We start from the raw sequence: 21,458 nt of genomic DNA, 5'->3' as shown, positions 1-21,458 counted from the left end.
ATGGCACTGAACAAGCGACAGAAGGCGATCCTCGCCGCCACCGTTCCGGGCAAGGCCTATGCCATCGATGATGCCCTGAAGATCCTCAAGGACAACAGCAAGGCCAAGTTCGTCGAAGCGATCGACGTGGCCGTGCGCCTGGGCGTGGATGCGAAGAAGTCCGATCAGCAGGTGCGCGGCTCGACCGTGCTGCCGGCCGGTACCGGCAAGACGGTGCGGGTGGCAGTGTTCTGCCCGGCCGGCGCCAAGGCCGACGAGGCGCTGGCGGCGGGTGCCGACGTGGTGGGCATGGACGATCTGGCCGAGCGCATGCTGGGCGGTGAATTGAACTACGACGTGGTCATCGCCACGCCGGATGCGATGCGCGTGGTCGGCAAGCTCGGCCAGGTGCTGGGCCCGCGCGGCCTGATGCCGAACCCGAAGGTCGGCACGGTGTCGCCGGATGCCGCTGGCGCCGTGCGCAATGCCAAGGCGGGTCAGGTGCGCTACCGCACCGACAAGGCCGGGATCATTCATTGCACCATCGGCAAGGCCAACTTCGAGAATGATGCGCTGAAGGGCAACCTGCAGGCGCTGCTGGCGGACCTGGTCAAGGCCAAGCCGGCGACTTCGAAGGGCACCTACCTGCAGAAGATTTCGCTCAGCTCCACCATGGGCCCCGGTGTCACCGTGGACCAGGCGTCGTTGAGCCTGAAGTAAGCGTTAGCACGCCTGCACCTTCGGGTGCATGCGGCACAGGGATGTGCCGCCGACGATCGCGAAGCGATCGGGCGCGGGAACGTGATGCGGCTTGGCCGCATCCGTTCCGCACAACCCGCGGCAGGATGCCCGGTGTTGTGCAAAGGAATTTGAAGGCCCCGTCGCAACCCACCGCGATGGAAGCCGTCAAAGACCGCAGGTGCGGTCTGCGCGTGGCAACGACGGGCAGGGATGCTCGCATGGCAGGGATTCGCCGTTGCCGCAGGCGGGATCGCTTAATCCGCACCCTTCGGGGTCGGGCCTGCGTAGATGGTGTCGCCTTTCTGGAATGTTTGAAAAGACAGATCTGGATGGCCACCGAGGGGTGCGCATGCATCCCCGATGCCAGGGACCGGCATCGCCGAGGACCGTCTGCGGCAGGAGCCGCGGCCGGAGTTCAACCCAGGAGTGAATCATGGCTCTCAATCTGTCCCAGAAAAAGGACGTTGTCGCCGAAGTGGCCGAAGTGGCTGCCAAGGCACACTCCCTGATCGCGGCCGAGTACGCCGGCACCACGGTCTCGCAGATGACCGCGATGCGCAAGAAGGCCCGCGAGACGGGCGTGTTCCTGAAGGTCGTCAAGAACACGCTGGCTGCACGCGCCGTCACCGGCACCGAGTACGAAGTGGCGAAGGACTCCCTCGTGGGTCCGCTGCTGTACGCGTTCTCGACCGAGGAACCCGGCGCTGCCGGTCGCCTGATCAAGGAGTTCGCCAAGGGCAACGACAAGTTGCAGCCCAAGCTCGTCGTCGTGGGTGGTCAGCAGTATCCGGCCACGCATGTCGAAGTGCTGGCTTCGCTGCCGACCCGTGAGCAGGCGCTCGCGATGCTGGCACGCGTGCTGGCCGAGCCGGCGGCGATGTTCGCCCGCGCGGTCAAGGCCGTGGCCGACAAGCAGGGCGGCGGCGATGTCGCAGCCCCGGCCGAGGCGCAGGCCGAACCGGCCTGAGCGATCCGCGAACCCGACAACGTTTTCCCATTCAACGCAACATCTCCAGAGGTAAATGCAAATGTCCCTGAGCAATGAGCAGATCGTCGACGCCGTCGCCGGCATGTCGCTGATGGAAGTGATGGACCTGGTGAAGGCCATCGAAGAGAAGTTCGGCGTCTCCGCCGCCGCCCCGGTCATGGCCGCGGGTCCCGCGGTCGCCGCCGCTGCGGTCGAAGAGCAGACCGAGTTCAGCGTCATCCTGAAGAACGCCGGCAGCAAGACCGTCGAGGTCATCAAGGCCGTCCGCGCCATCACCGGCCTGGGCCTGAAGGAAGCCAAGGACCTCACCGTCGCCGGTGGCCCGGTGAAGGAAGGCGTCTCGAAGGACGAAGCCGAGAAGATGAAGAAGGACCTCGAAGCCGCTGGCGCGACCGTCGAAGTCAAGTGACGCATCGGCCCGCTCGCGTCTGTGGCGCGAGCGGCCTTGCCGATGCGGCATCCCTGCGCAAGCGGGGATCCAGTTTCATCAGATTGGCTTGTCAAGTTGATCGCAGAAGTCGCAGCAAAAAACGCTGGATTCCCGCTGTTGCGGGGATGACGGCAAACAGCCAAGGCTGGGGGCGAAAGCTCCCGGCCTTTGGCCGTTGTAGTGAAAGGCCGGGTTTCGGGAGACGAGAGACGAGAGACGAGGTTCTGTCGAGCATGTCCTGCACACGCGCGCAAATCCCGTTTCTCGTCTCCCGTTTCTCGTCTTACGGCTCCACCCGAGTTGACAGTCGGAAGTAGCGGGAGAGGGCGTGCTGGTGCCGGCAATACCAGCGACTTCCAACTGTCGGTTCCTGACACCCCCGTAGGCCGCCACGCGGCCGAATGAAATTGAGGCGCACGATCCATGGCCACCGCCAAACACTATTCGTTCACCGAGAAAAAGCGCATCCGCAAGGATTTCGGCAAGCGTCGTTCGATCCTCGAAGTGCCCTATCTGCTTGCGATCCAGGTCGACTCCTATCGCGAGTTCCTGCAGGAGCACGTTGCGCCGGGCAAGCGTGAAGACAAGGGCCTGCATGCCGCCCTGAAGTCGGTGTTTCCGATCTCCAGCTACAGCGGCAACGCCGCGCTGGAATACGTGGGCTACAAGCTGGGCGAGCCGGCCTTCGACGAGCGCGAGTGCCGCACCCGCGGGCTGTCCTACGGCGCGCCGCTGCGCGTTACCGTGCGGCTGGTGATCTATGATCGCGAGTCCAGCACCAAGGCGATCAAGTACGTCAAGGAGCAGGAAGTCTACATGGGCGAAATCCCGCTCATGACCGACAACGGCACCTTCATCGTCAACGGCACCGAGCGCGTCATCGTCTCCCAGCTGCACCGCAGCCCGGGCGTGTTCTTCGACCACGACCGTGGCAAGACCCACAGTTCGGGCAAGCTGCTGTTCTCGGCGCGCGTCATTCCCTATCGCGGCAGCTGGCTGGACTTCGAGTTCGACCCGAAGGACGCCCTGTTCACCCGCATCGACCGCCGCCGCAAACTGCCGGTCAGCGTGCTTCTGCGTGCGCTGGGCTACTCCAACGAGGAGATGTTGAGCGAATTCTTCGACATCAACACTTTCCACATCCTGCCGGAAGGCGTGCAGCTGGAGCTGGTGCCGGAGCGCCTCAAGGGCGAGACCCTGGACTTCGATCTGGCCGACGGCGACAAGATCATCGTCGAGGCCGGCAAGCGCATCACCGCGCGTCACGTCAAGCAGCTGCAGGCGGCGGGCGTGTCGGCGCTGTCGGTGCCGGATGACTACATCCTCGGCCGCATCCTCTCGCATGACGTGGTGGATGCCGCCACCGGCGAGCTGCTGGCCAGCGCCAACGATGAGATCGACGCGGAGCTTCTGGGCAAGCTGCGCAAGGCCGGGGTCGAGGTGGTCGGCACCCTGTGGGTGAACGAACTCGATCGTGGTCCGTTCCTGTCCAATACCCTGCGCATCGACGCGACCAAGACCCAGATGGATGCGCTGGTCGAGATCTACCGGATGATGCGTCCGGGCGAGCCGCCGACCAAGGACGCCGCCCAGAACCTGTTCCACAACCTGTTCTTCACCTTCGAACGCTACGACCTCTCCAGCGTCGGCCGGATGAAGTTCAACCGCCGCCTCGGGCGCAAGGAAGTGACGGGCGTCCCGGTGCTCTACGACGCCAAGTATTACGCCCAGCGCAAGGACGATGAATCGGTCCGGATGCGGGAAGAGGCCAGCTCCGGGCCCCCCTCCGACATCCTCGACGTGATTCGAGTGCTGTGCGAAATCCGCAACGGCCGTGGCACCGTGGACGATATCGATCACCTCGGCAACCGGCGCGTGCGTTCGGTCGGCGAGATGGCCGAGAACACCTTCCGCGTCGGTCTGGTGCGCGTCGAGCGCGCGGTCAAGGAGCGGCTGTCGATGGCCGAGTCCGAAGGTCTGACCCCGCAGGAACTGATCAACGCCAAGCCGGTGGCGGCAGCGATCAAGGAGTTCTTCGGCTCCTCGCAGCTGTCGCAGTTCATGGACCAGAACAACCCGCTGTCGGAAGTGACCCACAAGCGCCGCGTCTCGGCGCTGGGCCCGGGCGGCCTGACCCGCGAGCGCGCCGGCTTCGAGGTGCGCGACGTGCACCCGACCCACTACGGCCGTGTCTGCACCATCGAGACGCCGGAAGGCCCGAACATCGGCCTGATCAACTCGCTGGCGGTGTTCGCCCGCACCAACAAGTACGGCTTCCTCGAAACTCCGTACCGCAAGGTCATCGACGGTCGCGTCACCGATGACGTCGAGTACCTGTCGGCGATCGAGGAAAACGAATACGTGATCGCCCAGGCCAACGCGCCGCGTGACGCCAAGGGCAACATCACCGCGCCGTTCGTGGCCTGCCGCTACCAGGGGGAAAACCTGCTCAAGCCGCCGAGCGAAATCCACTTCATGGACGTGTCGCCGATGCAGACCGTGTCGGTGGCGGCGGCGCTGGTGCCGTTCCTCGAACACGACGACGCCAACCGCGCGCTGATGGGCGCCAACATGCAGCGCCAGGCGGTGCCGACACTGCGCTCGCAGAAGCCGCTGGTCGGGACCGGCATCGAGCGTGCGCTGGCGCGCGACTCGGGTGTGACGGTGAACGCCCGCCGCGGTGGCGTGGTCGAGCAGATCGACGCCGGCCGCATCGTGGTCAAGGTCAACGAGTCCGAAATCTCCGGCGAGCACGATGCCGGCGTCGACATCTATTCGCTGGTCAAGTACACCCGCTCCAACCAGAACACCTGCATCAACCAGCGCCCGCTGGTGAACGTGGGCGACGTGGTGGCGCGCGGCGACGTGCTGGCCGACGGCCCTTCGACCGACATCGGCGAACTGGCGCTGGGCCAGAACATGCTGGTCGCGTTCATGCCGTGGAACGGCTACAACTTCGAAGACTCGATCCTGCTTTCCGAGCGCGTGGTCGAGGAGGATCGCTACACCACGATCCACATCGAAGAGCTGACCGTGCAGGCCCGCGACACCAAGCTGGGGCCGGAGGAAATCTCCGCCGACATCCCGAACGTGTCCGAGCAGGCGCTGGGCCGGCTGGACGAATCCGGCGTGGTCTACATCGGTGCCGAGGTGCGCGCCGGCGACATCCTGGTCGGCAAGGTGACGCCCAAGGGCGAGAGCCAGCTGACCCCGGAAGAGAAGCTGCTGCGCGCGATCTTCGGCGAGAAGGCCTCGGACGTGAAGGACAGCTCGCTGCGCGTGCCGCCGGGCATGGACGGCGTGGTCATCGACGTGCAGGTGTTCACCCGCGACGGCATCGAGAAGGACCGCCGTGCGCGCCAGATCGAGGAAAACGAGATCAAGCGCGTCAAGAAGGACTTCGACGACCAGTTCCGGATCCTCGAAGCCGCGATCTACGCGCGTCTGCGCGAGCAGCTGCTGGGCAAGGTCGCCAACGGCGGCCCCGGCGTGAAGAAGGGCGATACCGTGTCCTCGCTGGTGCTGGACGGGATCAAGAAGTCCGATTGGCTGCAGCTGCGGATGAAGGACGAGGACGCCAGCGAGGCGATCGAACGCGCCGCCAAGCAGCTCGACGTGCACGAGAAGGAATTCGAGCGCCGCTTCGCCGACAAGCGCGGCAAGATCACCCAGGGCGATGACCTCGCGCCGGGCGTGCTGAAGATGGTCAAGGTCTTCCTCGCGGTCAAGCGCCGCATCCAGCCCGGCGACAAGATGGCCGGCCGTCACGGCAACAAGGGCGTGGTGTCGAAGATCGTGCCGGTGGAGGACATGCCCTACATGGCCGACGGCCAGACCGTCGACATCGTGCTGAACCCGCTGGGCGTGCCCTCGCGCATGAACATCGGCCAGGTGCTGGAAGTGCACCTGGGCTGGGCGGCCAAGGGGCTGGGCGTGAAGATCCAGAAGATGCTGGACGCCCAGACCAAGGTGGCCGAGCTGCGCAAGTTCCTCGGCGAGATCTACAACCACGACAACAAGACCCATGCCGAACGCGTGGATCTGTCGCAGTTCAGCGATGAAGAGCTGTTGGGGTTGGCGCAGAACCTGACCGACGGCGTGCCGATGGCGACCCCGGTGTTCGACGGCGCCAGCGAAGCGGAGATCAAGTCGATGCTGCGCCTGGCCGACCTGCCCGAATCCGGCCAGACCCAGCTCTACGACGGTCGCACCGGCGAGGCATTCGATCGCAAGACCACGGTCGGTTACATGCACATGCTGAAGTTGAACCACTTGGTCGACGACAAGATGCACGCCCGTTCCACCGGCCCGTACTCGCTGGTGACGCAGCAGCCGCTGGGCGGCAAGGCGCAGTTCGGCGGCCAGCGTTTCGGTGAAATGGAAGTCTGGGCGCTGGAAGCCTACGGCGCGGCCTACACCCTGCAGGAAATGCTGACGGTGAAGTCCGACGACGTCCAGGGCCGCAACCAGATGTACAAGAACATCGTCGATGGCGAGTACGAGATGGTGGCCGGCATGCCGGAATCCTTCAACGTGCTGGTCAAGGAAATCCGCTCGCTGGCCATCAACATGGAGCTCGAGGAGCACTGAGGAGTGATGATTGGGAATTCGTGATTCGTGATTCGAGGAAGCAACAGCATCGAATCCGGTCGCGAATCCAATTTCCCAATCACGAATCACCAATCACGAATCACGCTCTCTCGCGAATCACGCTCCATCGGAGAAAAGACATGAAAGACCTTCTCAATCTCTTCAACCAGCAGCGTCCGACCCTGGACTTCGACGCGATCAAGATCGCGCTGGCCAGCCCGGACCTGATCCGTTCTTGGTCCTACGGCGAAGTGAAGAAGCCGGAAACCATCAACTACCGCACCTTCAAGCCCGAGCGTGACGGCCTGTTCTGCGCCGCCATCTTCGGCCCGATCAAGGACTACGAGTGCCTGTGCGGCAAGTACAAGCGCATGAAGCACCGCGGCGTGGTCTGCGAGAAGTGCGGCACCGAGGTGACCCTGGCCAAGGTGCGCCGCGAGCGCATGGGCCACATCGACCTGGCCTCGCCGGTCGCCCACATCTGGTTCCTGAAGTCGCTGCCCTCGCGCATCGGCCTGATGCTTGACATGACCTTGCGCGCGATCGAACGCATCCTCTATTTCGAAGCCTATGTCGTCACCGAGCCGGGCCTGACCCCACTCGAGCGCGGCAGCCTGCTGACCGAAGAGGAGTTCATGCAGGCGCGCCAGGAGCATGGCGACGACTTCGACGCCGCGATGGGTGCCGAGGCGGTTTACGACCTGCTGCGCACGATCGATTTGCAGAGCGAACTGGTCCAGCTCAAGGAAGACATCGCTTCCACCGGCAGCGAAACCAAGCTCAAGCGCCTGACCAAGCGGATCAAGCTGGTCGAGGCCTTCATCGAATCCGGCAACCGCCCCGAGTGGATGGTGATGACCGTGCTGCCGGTGCTGCCGCCGGACCTGCGCCCGCTGGTGCCGCTGGACGGTGGCCGTTTCGCGACCTCCGACCTCAATGACCTGTACCGCCGCGTCATCAACCGCAACAACCGCCTGCGCCGCCTGCTAGAACTCAACGCGCCCGACATCATCGTGCGCAACGAGAAGCGCATGCTGCAGGAGTCGGTGGACGCGCTGATGGACAACGGCCGCCGCGGCCGCGCCATCACCGGCACCAACAAGCGCCCGCTGAAGTCGCTGGCCGACATGATCAAGGGCAAGCAGGGCCGCTTCCGCCAGAACCTGCTCGGCAAGCGCGTGGACTACTCCGGCCGTTCGGTGATCGTGGTCGGTCCCTACCTCAAGCTGCATCAGTGCGGCCTGCCGAAGAAGATGGCGCTGGAGCTGTTCAAGCCCTTCATCTTCGCCAAGCTGCAAAGCCGCGGCCTCGCCACCACCATCAAGGCCGCCAAGAAGCTGGTCGAGCGTGAAGAGGCGGAAGTCTGGGACATCTTGGAAGAAGTCATTCGCGAGCACCCGGTGCTGCTCAACCGCGCCCCGACCCTGCACCGTCTCGGCATCCAGGCGTTCGAGCCGGTGCTGATCGAAGGCAAGGCGATCCAGCTGCATCCGCTGGTGTGTACCGCGTTCAACGCCGACTTCGACGGTGACCAGATGGCCGTGCACGTGCCGCTGTCGCTGGAAGCCCAGCTCGAAGCGCGCGCACTGATGATGGCCTCCAACAACATCCTGTCGCCGGCCAACGGCGAGCCGATCATCGTGCCCTCGCAGGACGTGGTGCTGGGCCTGTACTACATGACCCGAGCGCTGGAGAACAAGGCCGGCGAGGGCATGGTGTTCGCCAACATCGCCGAGGTGAAGCGCGCCTACGACAATCGCGTGGTCCAGCTGCATGCCAAGTGCAAGGTGCGCATCAGCGAAACCGTGATCGCCGAAGACGGCAGCCGCAGCCAGCAGACTTCGATCGTCGGGACCACGGTCGGGCGCGCCCTGCTGCGCGAAATCCTGCCGGACGGCCTGCCGTTCGCGCTGGCCAACGTCGAGCTGACCAAGAAGAACATCAGCCGCCTGATCAACAGCTGCTACCGCCGCCTCGGCCTGAAGGACACCGTGGTGTTCGCCGACAAGCTGATGTACACCGGCTTCGCCTACGCCACCCGCGCCGGCGTGTCGATCGGCATCGACGACATGACCATCCCGGGCGAGAAGAAGGCCATCCTCGACGAGGCCGAGGCCGAGGTGCTGGAAATCCAGCAGCAGTACCAGACCGGCCTGGTGACCGCCGGCGAGCGCTACAACAAGGTGGTCGACATCTGGTCGCGCACCAACGAGCGCGTGGCCAAGGCGATGATGGACACCATCGGTACGGAAAAGGTCGAAAACGCCAAGGGCGAGACCATCGACCAGAAATCGATGAACTCGATCTACATCATGGCCGACTCCGGCGCGCGTGGCAGCCAGGCGCAGATCCGCCAGCTGGCCGGCATGCGCGGCCTGATGGCCAAGCCGGACGGGTCGATCATCGAGACCCCGATCACCTCGAATTTCCGCGAGGGCCTGAACGTCCAGCAGTACTTCATCTCGACCCACGGCGCGCGCAAGGGCCTGGCCGATACCGCGCTGAAGACCGCCAACTCCGGCTACCTGACCCGCCGTCTGGTCGACGTGGCGCAGGACGTCGTCATTACCCAGACCGATTGCGGTACCCGCGATGGCCTGACCATGACCCCGATCGTGGAAGGCGGCGACGTGGTCGAGCCGTTGAAGGACCGCGTGCTCGGTCGCGTGGTGGCCGAGGATGTCTATCTTCCGGGCAACGACGAGGATCCGTTCGTCACCCGCAACACCCTGATCGATGAACAGTGGGCGCAGCGGCTGGAAGACGCCGGCGTGCAGCTCATCAAGGTGCGCAGCACGATCACCTGCGAAGCACCGTTCGGCGTGTGCGCGCACTGCTATGGCCGCGACCTCGGCCGCGGCCACCTGGTCAACCACGGCGAGGCCGTGGGCGTGGTGGCCGCGCAGTCGATCGGCGAGCCCGGCACCCAGCTGACGATGCGGACCTTCCACATCGGCGGCGCGGCCTCGCGCGCGGCGGCGGTGGACAACGTGACGGTGAAAACCACCGGCTCGGTGAAGTTCAACAACCTCAAGTTCGTCAAGCACGATGGCGGCCACCTGGTGGCGGTGTCACGTTCCGGCGAACTATCGGTGCTCGACAACTTCGGCCGCGAGCGCGAGCGCTACAAGCTGCCCTACGGCGCTTCGATCCAGTCCGAAGACGGCGCCGCGGTCAAGGCGGGGCAGACCGTTGCCCACTGGGATCCGCACAATCACCCGATCGTGTCGGAAGTGGCCGGCTTCGTGCGTTTCATCGACTTCGTCGATGGAGTCACGGTGATCGAGAAGATCGACGAGCTGACCGGTCTGGCCTCGCGCGAGATCACCGATCCCAAGCGTCGCGGCAGCCAGGGCAAGGACCTGCGGCCGCTGGTGCGCATCGTCGACAAGAACGGCAAGGACCTGACCATCCCGGGGACCGACCTGCCGGCCCAGTACCTGCTGCCGCCGCGCTCGGTGGTCAACCTGCAGCATGGCGCCGAAGTCGGGGTGGGTGACGTGATCGCCAAGATCCCGCAGGAAGCCTCCAAGACCCGCGACATCACCGGCGGCCTGCCGCGCGTGGCCGACCTGTTCGAGGCGCGCAAGCCGAAGGACCCGGCGGTTCTGGCGGAGACTTCGGGCGTGGTCAGCTTCGGCAAGGACACCAAGGGCAAGCAGCGCTTGATCATCCGCGACGCCGAGGGCGAAGAGCACGAAGAACTGATCCCGAAGTACCGCCAGATCATCGTGTTCGAGGGCGAACACGTGGGCAAGGGCGAAACCGTGGTCGACGGCGAGCCCAGCCCGCAGGACATCCTGCGCCTGAAGGGCGTCGAGGAGCTGGCCGCGTATCTGGTCAAGGAAATCCAGGACGTCTACCGGCTGCAGGGCGTGAAGATCAACGACAAGCACATCGAAGTGATCATCCGCCAGATGCTGCGCAAGGTGGAGATCACCGACCCGGGCGATTCGCGCTACCTCAACGGCGAGCAGGTCGAACGCCAGCGCGCGATCGAGGAGAACGAGCGGCTGGGCAATCGCAACGAGATCCTGGCGAAGTTCGATCCGGTGCTGCTGGGCATCACCAAGGCCTCGCTGGCCACCGAGTCGTTCATCTCCTCGGCTTCGTTCCAGGAAACCACCCGCGTCCTCACCGAGGCGGCGGTGCGCGGCACCCGCGACAACCTGCGCGGGCTGAAGGAGAACGTGATCGTCGGTCGCCTGATCCCGGCCGGCACCGGTCTGGCCTACCACAACCAGCGCCGGCGCGCCGCCAGCGGCGTCACCGAAGCCGAGCTGGCCACGCTTGCGGGCGAGTCGGCAGCGACTGCCGGCGAGGCCGGGACCGAGTAAGGCGATTCTTCGATGTGGGTCGAAAAAGGGCGTCGCGAGGCGCCCTTTTTCTTGGCGAGGCCAAACCATCGAGACACCTGGTCGAGGTGCCATGTGGAGTGCGTGGCATCGCGGTGCAGCGGGATGGCGGGATCGCAGTCGGCCGGGTCGGGGCTGGTGCAAGCTCACGGCGCTGACACGGTGCTTGCGTGCGCGTCGCGTGCGTGCGAAAATCCCCGCGTTGGATGATGGCTTCAGGCCATCCAGATCACCAAATGAGGTCGCAGGGAGCGCCTCGTTTTGGGCCCAGGACGGGCGGGATCGCAGGCAGCAGTCGGGCCGCCGCAGGCGCGTTCGGTTGCATTCGGTTAGCTGCGTTTGATCGAAAGGTCGAGCGCAGGCTATACTTTTACGTCTGGCCGTCCGAATTGCATCTGCAATCGGGCGGCCTTGTGTCCGATTGGGTCGTCAGGCCCATTAACAGCATGGGTCGCAAGGCCCGCCAACAGAGCCCCCAAATGGCAACGATCAACCAGCTGGTGCGCAAGTCGCGCAGCCCGGAAACCTACAAGAGCAACTCGCCCGCGCTGGCCAACTGCCCGCAGCGTCGCGGCGTGTGCACGCGCGTTTACACCACCACCCCGAAGAAGCCGAACTCGGCCCTGCGCAAGGTGGCCAAGGTGCGCCTGACCAACGGCTACGAGGTCATCTCGTACATCGGCGGCGAAGGCCACAACCTGCAGGAACACAGCGTGGTGCTGATCCGCGGCGGCCGCGTCAAGGACCTGCCGGGCGTGCGCTACCACACCGTGCGCGGCTCGCTCGATGCCGCCGGCGTGGCCAAGCGCAAGCAGTCGCGTTCCAAGTACGGCGCCAAGCGCCCGAAGAGCTGAGGGCAACCGGGTCGGCTGTTCGCCAGCCCGCCCGCCAACTACAGCAGGCGCGGCCTCCGGGCCGCACTTCCCCTACCGCATTTGATTCAGGGAAATTCCCATGTCCCGTAAAGGCAATACTCCCCAGCGTTCGGTGCTGGCGGATCCCAAGCACGGCAGCGAGACCATCGCCCGCTTCATCAACATGGTGATGCAGAGCGGCAAGAAGTCGATCGCGGAAAAGATCGTCTACGGCGCGATGGACGTGATCGGCGAGAAGAATCCGAACCCGCTTGAACTGGTCGAGAAGGCGCTGGGCAATGTCTCGCCGTCGGTCGAGGTCAAGTCCCGCCGCGTCGGTGGTGCCACCTACCAGGTGCCGGTCGAAGTGCGTGCCTCCCGCCGCATGGCGCTGGCGATGCGCTGGCTGATCGAATCCGCCCGCAAGCGTGGCGAGAACTCGATGCCGCGCAAGCTGGCCGGCGAGTTGATGGATGCGTCCGAAAACCGTGGTGGCGCGATCAAGAAGCGCGAAGAAACCCACCGCATGGCCGACGCCAACAAGGCATTCGCCCACTACCGCTGGTAGAGACGCGCGCGGCGACAGCGCAGGCGCTTTCGCCCGGCACCGACGCCACGCTTGCGAGGCGTCCCGAGCGCCGCCGACAGGCGGCCTTCGGTCATTCCGAAATCCGAAAAAATTGAGAGGCTTCCGTGGCCCGTACCACTCCAATCGAACGCTACCGCAACTTCGGCATCATGGCCCACATCGACGCCGGCAAGACCACCACGTCCGAGCGCATCCTGTTCTACACCGGCAAGAGCCACAAGATCGGTGAAGTGCACGACGGTGCTGCCACCATGGACTGGATGGAGCAGGAACAGGAGCGCGGCATCACCATCCAGTCGGCGGCCACCACTGCGTTCTGGCATGGCATGGACAAGTCGCTGCCGGAATATCGCTTCAACATCATCGATACCCCCGGGCACGTCGATTTCACCATTGAAGTCGAACGCTCGCTGCGCGTGCTCGACGGCGCGGTGTTCGTGCTGTGCGCCGTGGGCGGCGTGCAGCCGCAGTCCGAGACGGTGTGGCGCCAGGCCAACAAGTACCACGTGCCGCGGATCGCGTTCGTCAACAAGATGGACCGCACCGGTGCGAACTTCTTCAAGGTCCGCGACCAGTTGAAGTCGCGTCTCGGGGCGGCGCCGGTGCCGATGCAGATCCCGGTTGGTGCCGAGGAGGGCTTCGACGGGGTGGTTGACCTGGTCAAGATGAAGGCGATCCATTGGGATCCGGCCAGCCAGGGCTTGACCTTCAATTACTACGACATCCCCGAGCACCTGCAGGCGTCGGCCGAAGAGGCGCGTTCGTTCATGGTCGAGTCGGCCGCCGAGGCCAACGAAGCGCTGATGGACAAGTACCTCACCGAGGGCGAGCTGTCCGAGGACGAGATCTACCAGGGGCTGCGCGAGCGCACCCTGAAGACCGAGATCGTGCCGATGTACTGCGGCAGCGCGTTCAAGAACAAGGGCGTGCAGGCGATGCTCGACGGCGTCGTCAGCCTGCTGCCGGCGCCGACCGACGTGCCGGCGGTGAAGGGCGTGGACGTCGATGACGAGACCAAGGAACTGACCCGCGAGTCCAATGACAAGGCGCCGTTCTCGGCGCTGGCGTTCAAGATCATGACCGACCCGTTCGTCGGTTCGCTGACCTTCTTCCGCGTCTATTCCGGCCATCTCAATGCCGGCGATCAGGTGCTGAACTCGGTCAAGGGCAAGAAGGAGCGCATCGGCCGCCTGCTGCAGATGCACTCCAACAACCGCAACGAGATCAAGGAAGTGCTGGCTGGCGACATCGGTGCGGCGGTGGGCCTGAAGGACGTGACGACCGGCGATACCCTGTGCGATCTTGATCATCCGATCGTGCTCGAGCGCATGAGCTTCCCGGAGCCGGTGATCTCGATGGCGGTCGAGCCGAAGACCAAGTCCGACCAGGAAAAGATGGGCAACGCCCTGAGCCGTCTGGCCCAGGAAGACCCCAGCTTCCGCGTGCGCACCGACGAAGAGTCCGGCCAGACCATCATCGCCGGCATGGGCGAGCTGCACCTGGACATCATCGTCGACCGCATGAAGCGCGAGTTCAACGTCGAGGCCAACGTCGGCAAGCCGCAGGTGGCGTACCGCGAAACCATCCGCAGGTCGGACGTGAAGAGCGATTACAAGCACGCCAAGCAGTCGGGCGGCAAGGGCCAGTACGGCCACGTCGTGATCGAGCTGTCGCCGATGACCGCCGAGGACCGCGCCAATCCGGACGTGAAGAACGATTTCCTGTTCATCAACGAAATCACCGGCGGCGTGATCCCGAAGGAATTCATCCCGGCGGTCGAAAAGGGCATGCGCGAAGCCATCACCAGCGGCCCGCTGGCCGGCTACCCGGTAGTGGGCCTGAAGGTCAAGCTGGTGTTCGGTTCGTACCACGACGTCGACTCGTCGGAAATGGCGTTCAAGCTGGCCGCCTCGATGGCGTTCAAGGAAGGCTTCCGCAAGGCCGATCCGGTGCTGCTGGAGCCGATCATGAAGGTCGAGATCGTCAGCCCCGAGGACTATCTGGGCGACGTGATGGGCGACGTCAGCCGCCGTCGCGGCGTGCTCCAGGGCCAGGACGACAGCCCCTCGGGCAAGATCATCAACGCGATGATCCCGCTGGGCGAAATGTTCGGCTACGCCACCTCGCTGCGCTCGATGTCGCAGGGCCGCGCCACCTTCTCGATGGAGTTCGACCATTACGAGGAAGCGCCGAACAACATCGCCGAGCAGGTCATCAAGAAGGCGTGATTGGTGATTGGTGATTGGTGATTGGCAAGAGCGATTCGCTCGGCAGTCACCGATCACCTTCCCTGTCACGAATCACGAATCACCAATCACGAATCACGGAGTTCAAGAAAATGGCAAAAGGCAAGTTCGAGCGCACCAAGCCCCACGTGAACGTGGGCACGATCGGTCACGTGGACCACGGGAAGACGACGCTGACGGCGGCGCTGACGAAGATTGGCGCGGAGCGTTTTGGCGGCGAGTTCAAGGCGTATGACGCGATCGACAAGGCGCCGGAAGAGAAGGCGCGCGGGATCACGATTTCGACTTCGCACGTGGAATATGAATCCCCGACGCGCCACTACGCGCACGTGGACTGCCCGGGGCACGCGGACTACGTGAAGAACATGATCACGGGCGCGGCGCAGATGGACGGCGCGATCCTGGTGTGCAGTGCGGCGGACGGCCCGATGCCGCAGACCCGTGAGCACATCCTGCTGGCGCGTCAGGTGGGCGTGCCGTACATCGTGGTCTACCTGAACAAGGCGGACATGGTGGACGACGCCGAGCTGCTGGAGCTGGTCGAGATGGAAGTGCGCGACCTGCTCTCGAAGTACGAGTTCCCGGGCGATGACACGCCGATCGTGACCGGCTCGGCGCTGAAGGCGCTGGAAGGCGACCAGTCGGAGATCGGTGTGCCGTCGATCATCAAGCTGGTGGAGGCGCTGGACACCTGGATTCCGGAGCCGCAGCGCGACATCGACAAGGCGTTCCTGATGCCGGTGGAAGACGTGTTCTCGATCTCGGGTCGCGGCACGGTCGTCACCGGGCGCATCGAGCGCGGCGTGATCAAGGTGGGCGAGGAAGTCGAGATCGTCGGCATCCGCCCGACCCAGAAGACCACCGTCACCGGCGTGGAAATGTTCCGCAAGCTGCTGGACCAGGGCCAGGCGGGAGACAACGCGGGCCTGCTGCTGCGCGGCACCAAGCGTGACGACGTGGAGCGTGGCCAGGTGCTGTCGAAGCCGGGCACGATCACCCCGCACACCGAGTTCGAGTCGGAAGTGTACGTGCTGAGCAAGGACGAAGGCGGCCGCCACACGCCGTTCTTCAAGGGCTACCGCCCGCAGTTCTACTTCCGCACCACCGACATCACCGGTGCGGTGCAGCTGCCGGAGGGTGTGGAGATGGTGATGCCGGGCGACAACATCAAGATGTCCGTCACCCTGATCCACCCGGTGGCGATGGACGAAGGCCTGCGCTTCGCGATCCGCGAAGGCGGCCGCACGGTCGGCGCCGGCGTGGTGGCGAAGATCGTCAAGTGACGCAAACCGCCCGTGCGCGCCGAGCGCGCACGGTTGCGGTTGCGTCATCCCCGCGAAAGCGGGGATTCAAATCAGGATGCAAATCGAGCTTGCAAAGCCTGATTTGCATCCGTTAGAATGCAAGACCCGCACGCGATGTGAGTCGTGTCGGGTAGCGAAATGAGGTGCAGGACGCGCCTCGTGTTCGCCAGACAGGGAGATGTCGCACGGCAAGGCCTCGTCCGCTCCGGAAGCTTCCGGAGCACATCGGCGGGGCCTTTCTGCGCGCCAGTGGATTCCCGGTTTGGCAAACGTCGCGCCGGGCCCCTGCGGCGGCGCGAAAGCAAGGCTCCATTCATCGGGGCATGGCGCAAACAGCCGCCACGCCTGTCGCTCTTTCAGGATTTGTGAGGTCAACCACAATGGCGAACCAGAAGATTCGCATCCGGCTGAAGGCGTTCGATCATCGCTTGATCGACCGTTCGGCCAGCGAGATCGTCGAAACGGCCAAGAGGACCGGCGCTCAGGTGCGCGGTCCGATTCCGCTTCCGGCCAAGATCGAACGCTACACCGTGCTGGTGTCGCCGCACGCCGACAAGGACGCGCGCGACCAGTACGAGACCCGCACGCACAAGCGCGTGCTCGACATCGTCGACCCCAACGACAAGACCGTGGACGCGCTGATGAAGCTCGAACTCGCGGCGGGCGTTGATGTCCAGATCAAGTTGACCTGAGGAGACCGAAGATGAGCGCGAAGAAACATTCGCTCGGCATCGTCGGTCGCAAGGCCGGGATGAGCCGCATGTTCACCGAGGATGGCAAGTCCATCCCGGTGACCCTGATCGAGGCCACGCCGAACCGCATCACCCAGATCAAGACCCTGGCAACCGACGGCTACAGCGCCGTGCAGGTGACCGCCGGCGTCAAGCGCGCCAGCCTGCTGACCAAGCCGGAAACCGGCCACCTCGCCAAGGCGAAGGTGGAGGCCGGTCGCGGCCTGTGGGAGCTGCGCGTCGCCGACGACCAGATCGGCAGCTTCGAGATTGGCGGCGAGATCAAGGCCGACATCTTCAGCGAAGGCCAGATCGTCGATGTCCAGGGCGTGAGCAAGGGCAAGGGCTTCCAGGGCACGATCAAGCGCTGGAACTTCAAGATGGGCGATGCCACCCACGGCAACTCGCTGTCGCACCGTTCGCCGGGTTCGATCGGTCAGCGCCAGACCCCGGGTCGCGTGTTCCCGGGCAAGAAGATGGCCGGCCACATGGGCGCCGAAACCAAGACCACCCAGAACCTGCAGGTCGTCAAGGTCGACGTCGAGCGCGGCCTGATCGCCGTGCGTGGCGCGGTGCCGGGTGCTCCGGGCGGCGACGTGATCGTGCGCCCGACGAGCAAGGGAGTCTGAGCATGGAACTCAACATCAACGGCAGTGCCGCCAAACTCGATGTCTCCGATGCGGTGTTCGGTCGGGATTTCAGCCAGGATCTGGTGCACCAGGTCGTCGTGGCCTACCGCAACGCCGGTCGCGCCGGCACCAAGGCGCAGAAGACCCGTTCGGAAGTCAACGGCACCACCAAGAAGTCGAAGAAGCAGAAGGGCGGCGGCGCGCGTCACGGCGCCTTGACGGCCCCGATCTTCGTCGGCGGCGGCGTCACCTTCGCGGCCAAGCCGCGCAGCTTCGCGCAGAAGGTCAACCGCAAGATGTACCGCGCGGCGATCGCCTCGATTCTGTCCGAGTTGAACCGCCAGGGCCGCATCACCGTGGTCGAGGCTTTCGACGTCGACGGCCCCAAGACCAAGGGTCTGGTCGGCAAGCTGGCCGCGCTGAACGTCGGCAAGCGCCCGCTGATCGTCACCGAGGAAGCGACCGACAACCTGTACCTGTCGGCGCGCAACCTGCCCTATGTGCAGGTGCGTGACGTGCAGGGCCTGGATCCGGTGTCGCTGGTCGGCGCCGATACCGTCGTGGTCACCACCGACGCGGTGAAGAAGATCGAGGAGTGGCTCGCATGAGCGCCAATCTGTACGAAGTGATCCGTGCGCCGCGCGTGTCCGAAAAGACCGCACGCCTGCAGGAAGTGTCCAACCAATATGTCTTTGAAGTGGCGAAGACCGCAACCAAGGCCGACGTCAAGGCGGCCGTGGAGCAGGTGTTCGGCGTCAAGGTCGAGGCCGTCAACGTGGTCAACGTGAAGGGCAAGGCAAAGGCGTTCCGCCAGCGTCTTGGCCGTCGCAGCGACATGCGCAAGGCCTACGTCACGCTGGCCGAAGGCCAGTCGATCGACGTCATGACCGTCTCGGCCTGAGGAGCAAACCCATGGCATTGATGACTTTCAAGCCCACCTCCGCCGGCCGCCGCAGCGCGGTCCGCGTGGTGACGCCCGACCTGCACAAGGGCGCGCCGCATGCGCCGTTGCTGGAAAAGCAGAGCAAGTCCGGCGGTCGCAACCATCACGGTCGGATCACCACCCGGCACATTGGTGGCGGCCACAAGCAGCACTACCGCATCATCGACTTCAAGCGCGACAAGGAAGGTATCCCGGCGCGCGTGGAGCGCATCGAGTACGACCCGAACCGCACCGCCCACATCGCGCTGCTGTGCTATGTCGACGGCGAGCGTCGCTACATCATCGCCCCCAAGGGCCTGAAGGCGGGTGACCAGGTGATCGCCGGCCACGACGCCCCGATCAAGACCGGCAACACCCTGCCGCTGCGCAACATCCCGGTCGGCACCACGATCCACTGCATCGAGATGAAGCCCGGCAAGGGCGCCCAGCTCGCCCGTGCGGCCGGCGCGGCGGTGCAGCTGGTGGCGCGCGAAGGCATCTACGCGACCCTGCGCCTGCGCTCCGGCGAGATGCGCAAGGTGTCCTCGGAGTGCCGCGCGACCATCGGTGAAGTCGGCAACGACGAACACGGTCTGGAGAAGCTCGGCAAGGCCGGTGCAACCCGCTGGCGCGGCGTCAAGCCGACCGTGCGCGGCGTGGTCATGAACCCGGTCGACCATCCGCACGGCGGTGGCGAGGCGCGGGCCGGGCAGGGCAACCCGCATCCGGTGTCGCCGTGGGGCGTGCCGACCAAGGGTTACAAGACCCGCAAGAACAAGCGCACCCAGCAGTTCATCGTGCGCGATCGCAGGAGCTAATCGGCAATGGCACGTTCACTCAAGAAAGGCCCGTTCATCGATCACCACCTGCTCAAGAAGGTGGAGGCCGCGGGCAGCAGCAAGCGTCCGATCAAGACCTGGTCGCGTCGTTCCACCGTTCTGCCGGAAATGATCGGCCACACCATCGCCGTCCACAACGGCAAGAACCACGTCCCGGTGCTGGTCAACGAGAACATGATCGGGCACAAGCTCGGCGAGTTCGCCGCCACCCGCACCTTCAAGGGGCACGGCGGCGACAAGAAGGCCGGGAAGTAAGGAGATGACCATGGAAGCGAAAGCCATCCTGCGCACCGCGCGCATCTCCCCCCAGAAGGCCCGCCTGGTCGCCGACCAGGTGCGCGGTCTTCCGGTGGCCCGCGCCCTCGACCTGCTGAAGTTCTCCGACCAGAAGGCCGCCGGCATGCTCTACAAGGTCGTGTTCTCGGCGGCCTCCAATGCCGAGAACAACAACGGCGCCGACGCCGACGCGCTCAAGGTCAAGACCGTCATGGTCGACGAAGGTCCCTCGATCAAGCGCTTCATGGCGCGTGCGAAGGGCCGTGGCACGCGCATCACCAAGCGCACCAGCCACATCACCGTTGTCGTCGGCGAGGGCAAGTAATCATGGGTCATAAAGTCAATCCAATCGGTATCCGTCTGGGCATCGCCAAGGACTGGAACTCCAAGTGGTATGCCGGCAAGAAGCAGTTCGCCAGCTACCTCGCGGCTGACCTCAAGGTCCGCGATGTGCTGCGCAAGAAGCTGGCCCAGGCCGGCGTCAGCAAGATCCTGATCGAGCGCCCTGCCAACAACGCGCGGGTCACGATTTACACCGCCCGCCCGGGCGTGGTGATCGGCAAGCGCGGCGAGGACATCGAGAAGCTGCGCAAGGACGTCTCCGACGTGATGGGCGTTCCCGCGCACATCAATGTCAACGAAGTCCGCAAGCCGGAACTCGACGCCCAGCTGGTCGCAGAATCGATCGCCCAGCAGCTGGAGCGCCGCATCATGTTCCGCCGCGCCATGAAGCGGGCGGTCGGCAACGCCATGCGCCTCGGCGCGCTGGGCATCAAGGTGAATGTCGCTGGCCGCTTGAACGGTGCGGAAATCGCCCGTTCCGAGTGGTACCGCGAAGGCCGGGTGCCGCTGCATACGCTGCGCGCCGACATCGACTATGGCTTCGCCGAAGCCAAGACCACCTACGGCATCATCGGCATCAAGGTCTGGGTCTACAAGGGCGAGATCTTCGATTTCACCCAGATCGGCCAGGAAAAGCAGGACGACTCCCCGGCGCCGCGTGGCGGTGACCGCGAGCGTCCGCGCGGACCGCGCCGCGACCGTGGTGACCGGGCTGACCGTGGCGACCGCGCCGAGCGCGGCGAAGCGAGGGACTAAACCATGCTGCAACCCAAGCGAACCAAATACCGCAAGGTCCACAAGGGCCGCAATGAAGGCCTGAGCTGGAACGGCAACGCCGTCAGCTTCGGCGAGTTCGGCCTCAAGGCGACCGCCCACGGCCAGCTCACCGCGCGCCAGATCGAGGCGGCGCGTCGTTCCATCAGCCGCTACGTCAAGCGCGGCGGCAAGATGTGGATCCGCGTGTTCCCCGACAAGCCGATCACCAAGAAGCCGATCGAAGTCCGCATGGGCTCGGGCAAGGGCAACGTGGAGTACTGGGTGGCCCAGATCCAGCCCGGCCGCATGATTTACGAAATCGAAGGTGTCAGTGAGGAAGTCGCGCGCGAAGCGCTGCGCCTGGCCGCTGCCAAGCTTTCGGTCACCACCACTTTCGTGACCCGGACGGTGCGCTGATGGAACTCAAGCAACTGCGTCAGAAGTCGGCGGATGAGCTCAAGGCCCATCTGGCCGAACTCCAGAAGGAGCGCTTCGCCCTGCGCATGCAGAAGGCGACCGGCCAGCTGCCGCCGGCCAAGACCAATGAACCGCGCCGCGTGCGCCGCGAGATCGCTCGCGTCAACACGCTGCTGGGTGCGAAGAAGCAAGGACAGGCGTCATGACCGAACAAACCAGGAAGCTGCGCACGGTCGAAGGCCGCGTGGTCAGCAACAAGATGGACAAGACCGTGACCGTGCTCATCGAGCGCCAGGTCCAGCACGCGCTGTACGGCAAGTACATCCGCCGCTCGACCAAGCTGCACGCCCATGATGCCGACAACAGCTGCCACGAAGGCGACGTTGTGCGCCTCGCCGAGTGCGCGCCGCTGTCCAAGACCAAGAACTGGCGGGTGGTGGAAGTCGTCACCCGGGCCGCCGAGTAAGCAG

General features: G+C 64.9%; 20 protein-coding genes. All 20 read left to right on the top strand.

Annotated features, from left to right (window positions below):
• The 20 genes from rplA (at position 1) to rpsQ (ending at position 21,454) form a co-directional block, all read left to right on the top strand.
• Positions 1-699: a 50S ribosomal protein L1 gene (gene rplA, locus M9902_RS02675; RefSeq protein WP_297220964.1), complete on the top strand. Its 699-nt coding sequence runs from the start codon at positions 1-3 to the stop codon at positions 697-699.
• 454 nt (positions 700-1,153) lie between these two features.
• On the top strand, positions 1,154-1,687 hold the full coding sequence (gene rplJ / locus M9902_RS02670) for a 50S ribosomal protein L10 (protein ID WP_297172233.1): 534 nt from the start codon (positions 1,154-1,156) through the stop codon (positions 1,685-1,687).
• 61 nt (positions 1,688-1,748) lie between these two features.
• A complete protein-coding gene (gene rplL, locus M9902_RS02665) occupies positions 1,749-2,117 on the top strand; it encodes a 50S ribosomal protein L7/L12 (RefSeq protein ID WP_297172236.1) in 369 nt (122 codons plus the stop codon).
• A 444-nt stretch (positions 2,118-2,561) separates the two neighbouring features.
• Positions 2,562-6,728, top strand: coding sequence for a DNA-directed RNA polymerase subunit beta (gene rpoB / locus M9902_RS02660; RefSeq protein ID WP_297220961.1), 4,167 nt, complete (start codon positions 2,562-2,564; stop codon positions 6,726-6,728).
• 140 nt (positions 6,729-6,868) lie between these two features.
• Complete coding sequence (rpoC, locus tag M9902_RS02655) at positions 6,869-11,065, top strand: DNA-directed RNA polymerase subunit beta' (RefSeq protein WP_297172242.1); 4,197 nt, start codon at positions 6,869-6,871, stop codon at positions 11,063-11,065.
• A 497-nt stretch (positions 11,066-11,562) separates the two neighbouring features.
• Positions 11,563-11,937, top strand: coding sequence for a 30S ribosomal protein S12 (gene rpsL, locus M9902_RS02650; RefSeq protein ID WP_297172245.1), 375 nt, complete (start codon positions 11,563-11,565; stop codon positions 11,935-11,937).
• A gap of 100 nt (positions 11,938-12,037) precedes the next feature.
• The gene (gene rpsG / locus M9902_RS02645) at positions 12,038-12,505 is read left to right on the top strand and encodes a 30S ribosomal protein S7 (protein WP_297172248.1); all 468 of its coding nucleotides are present in this window, start codon (positions 12,038-12,040) and stop codon (positions 12,503-12,505) included.
• A 125-nt stretch (positions 12,506-12,630) separates the two neighbouring features.
• On the top strand, positions 12,631-14,754 hold the full coding sequence (gene fusA / locus M9902_RS02640; RefSeq protein ID WP_297172251.1) for an elongation factor G: 2,124 nt from the start codon (positions 12,631-12,633) through the stop codon (positions 14,752-14,754).
• A 110-nt stretch (positions 14,755-14,864) separates the two neighbouring features.
• Positions 14,865-16,055, top strand: a complete 1,191-nt coding sequence (gene tuf / locus M9902_RS02635) for an elongation factor Tu (protein WP_297172254.1) — start codon at positions 14,865-14,867, stop codon at positions 16,053-16,055.
• Between the two features lie 401 nt (positions 16,056-16,456).
• A complete protein-coding gene (gene rpsJ / locus M9902_RS02630) occupies positions 16,457-16,768 on the top strand; it encodes a 30S ribosomal protein S10 (protein ID WP_297175219.1) in 312 nt (103 codons plus the stop codon).
• 11 nt (positions 16,769-16,779) lie between these two features.
• Positions 16,780-17,436: a 50S ribosomal protein L3 gene (gene rplC, locus M9902_RS02625; RefSeq protein WP_297175216.1), complete on the top strand. Its 657-nt coding sequence runs from the start codon at positions 16,780-16,782 to the stop codon at positions 17,434-17,436.
• A gap of 2 nt (positions 17,437-17,438) precedes the next feature.
• Entirely contained in the window at positions 17,439-18,044 is a 606-nt protein-coding gene (gene rplD / locus M9902_RS02620) for a 50S ribosomal protein L4 (protein WP_297175213.1), read from the top strand.
• Positions 18,041-18,337 carry a 50S ribosomal protein L23 gene (gene rplW, locus M9902_RS02615; RefSeq protein ID WP_297175209.1) on the top strand — a complete coding sequence of 99 codons (297 nt, stop codon included), beginning with the start codon at positions 18,041-18,043 and terminating at the stop codon, positions 18,335-18,337. The genes rplD and rplW overlap by 4 nt, the downstream gene beginning before the upstream one ends.
• Positions 18,338-18,348: 11 nt before the next feature.
• Complete coding sequence (gene rplB / locus M9902_RS02610) at positions 18,349-19,176, top strand: 50S ribosomal protein L2 (RefSeq protein WP_297175206.1); 828 nt, start codon at positions 18,349-18,351, stop codon at positions 19,174-19,176.
• Between the two features lie 6 nt (positions 19,177-19,182).
• Positions 19,183-19,452, top strand: a complete 270-nt coding sequence (gene rpsS, locus M9902_RS02605) for a 30S ribosomal protein S19 (protein WP_297175203.1) — start codon at positions 19,183-19,185, stop codon at positions 19,450-19,452.
• Positions 19,453-19,462: 10 nt separating this feature from the next.
• Positions 19,463-19,798: a 50S ribosomal protein L22 gene (gene rplV / locus M9902_RS02600; RefSeq protein WP_297175200.1), complete on the top strand. Its 336-nt coding sequence runs from the start codon at positions 19,463-19,465 to the stop codon at positions 19,796-19,798.
• 2 nt (positions 19,799-19,800) lie between these two features.
• Positions 19,801-20,571, top strand: coding sequence for a 30S ribosomal protein S3 (rpsC, locus tag M9902_RS02595; protein ID WP_297175197.1), 771 nt, complete (start codon positions 19,801-19,803; stop codon positions 20,569-20,571).
• A gap of 3 nt (positions 20,572-20,574) precedes the next feature.
• Positions 20,575-20,988, top strand: a complete 414-nt coding sequence (rplP, locus tag M9902_RS02590) for a 50S ribosomal protein L16 (protein WP_297220956.1) — start codon at positions 20,575-20,577, stop codon at positions 20,986-20,988.
• Positions 20,988-21,194, top strand: a complete 207-nt coding sequence (gene rpmC, locus M9902_RS02585; RefSeq protein ID WP_297175191.1) for a 50S ribosomal protein L29 — start codon at positions 20,988-20,990, stop codon at positions 21,192-21,194. The genes rplP and rpmC overlap by 1 nt, the downstream gene beginning before the upstream one ends.
• The gene (gene rpsQ / locus M9902_RS02580) at positions 21,191-21,454 is read left to right on the top strand and encodes a 30S ribosomal protein S17 (RefSeq protein WP_297175188.1); all 264 of its coding nucleotides are present in this window, start codon (positions 21,191-21,193) and stop codon (positions 21,452-21,454) included. The genes rpmC and rpsQ overlap by 4 nt, the downstream gene beginning before the upstream one ends.
• Positions 21,455-21,458 lie beyond the last annotated feature (4 nt).

Source organism: Thermomonas sp., from assembly GCF_023953935.1.
In the GTDB taxonomy this organism is placed as follows: domain Bacteria; phylum Pseudomonadota; class Gammaproteobacteria; order Xanthomonadales; family Xanthomonadaceae; genus Thermomonas.
This window is presented reverse-complemented; position numbering and strand designations above follow the sequence as displayed.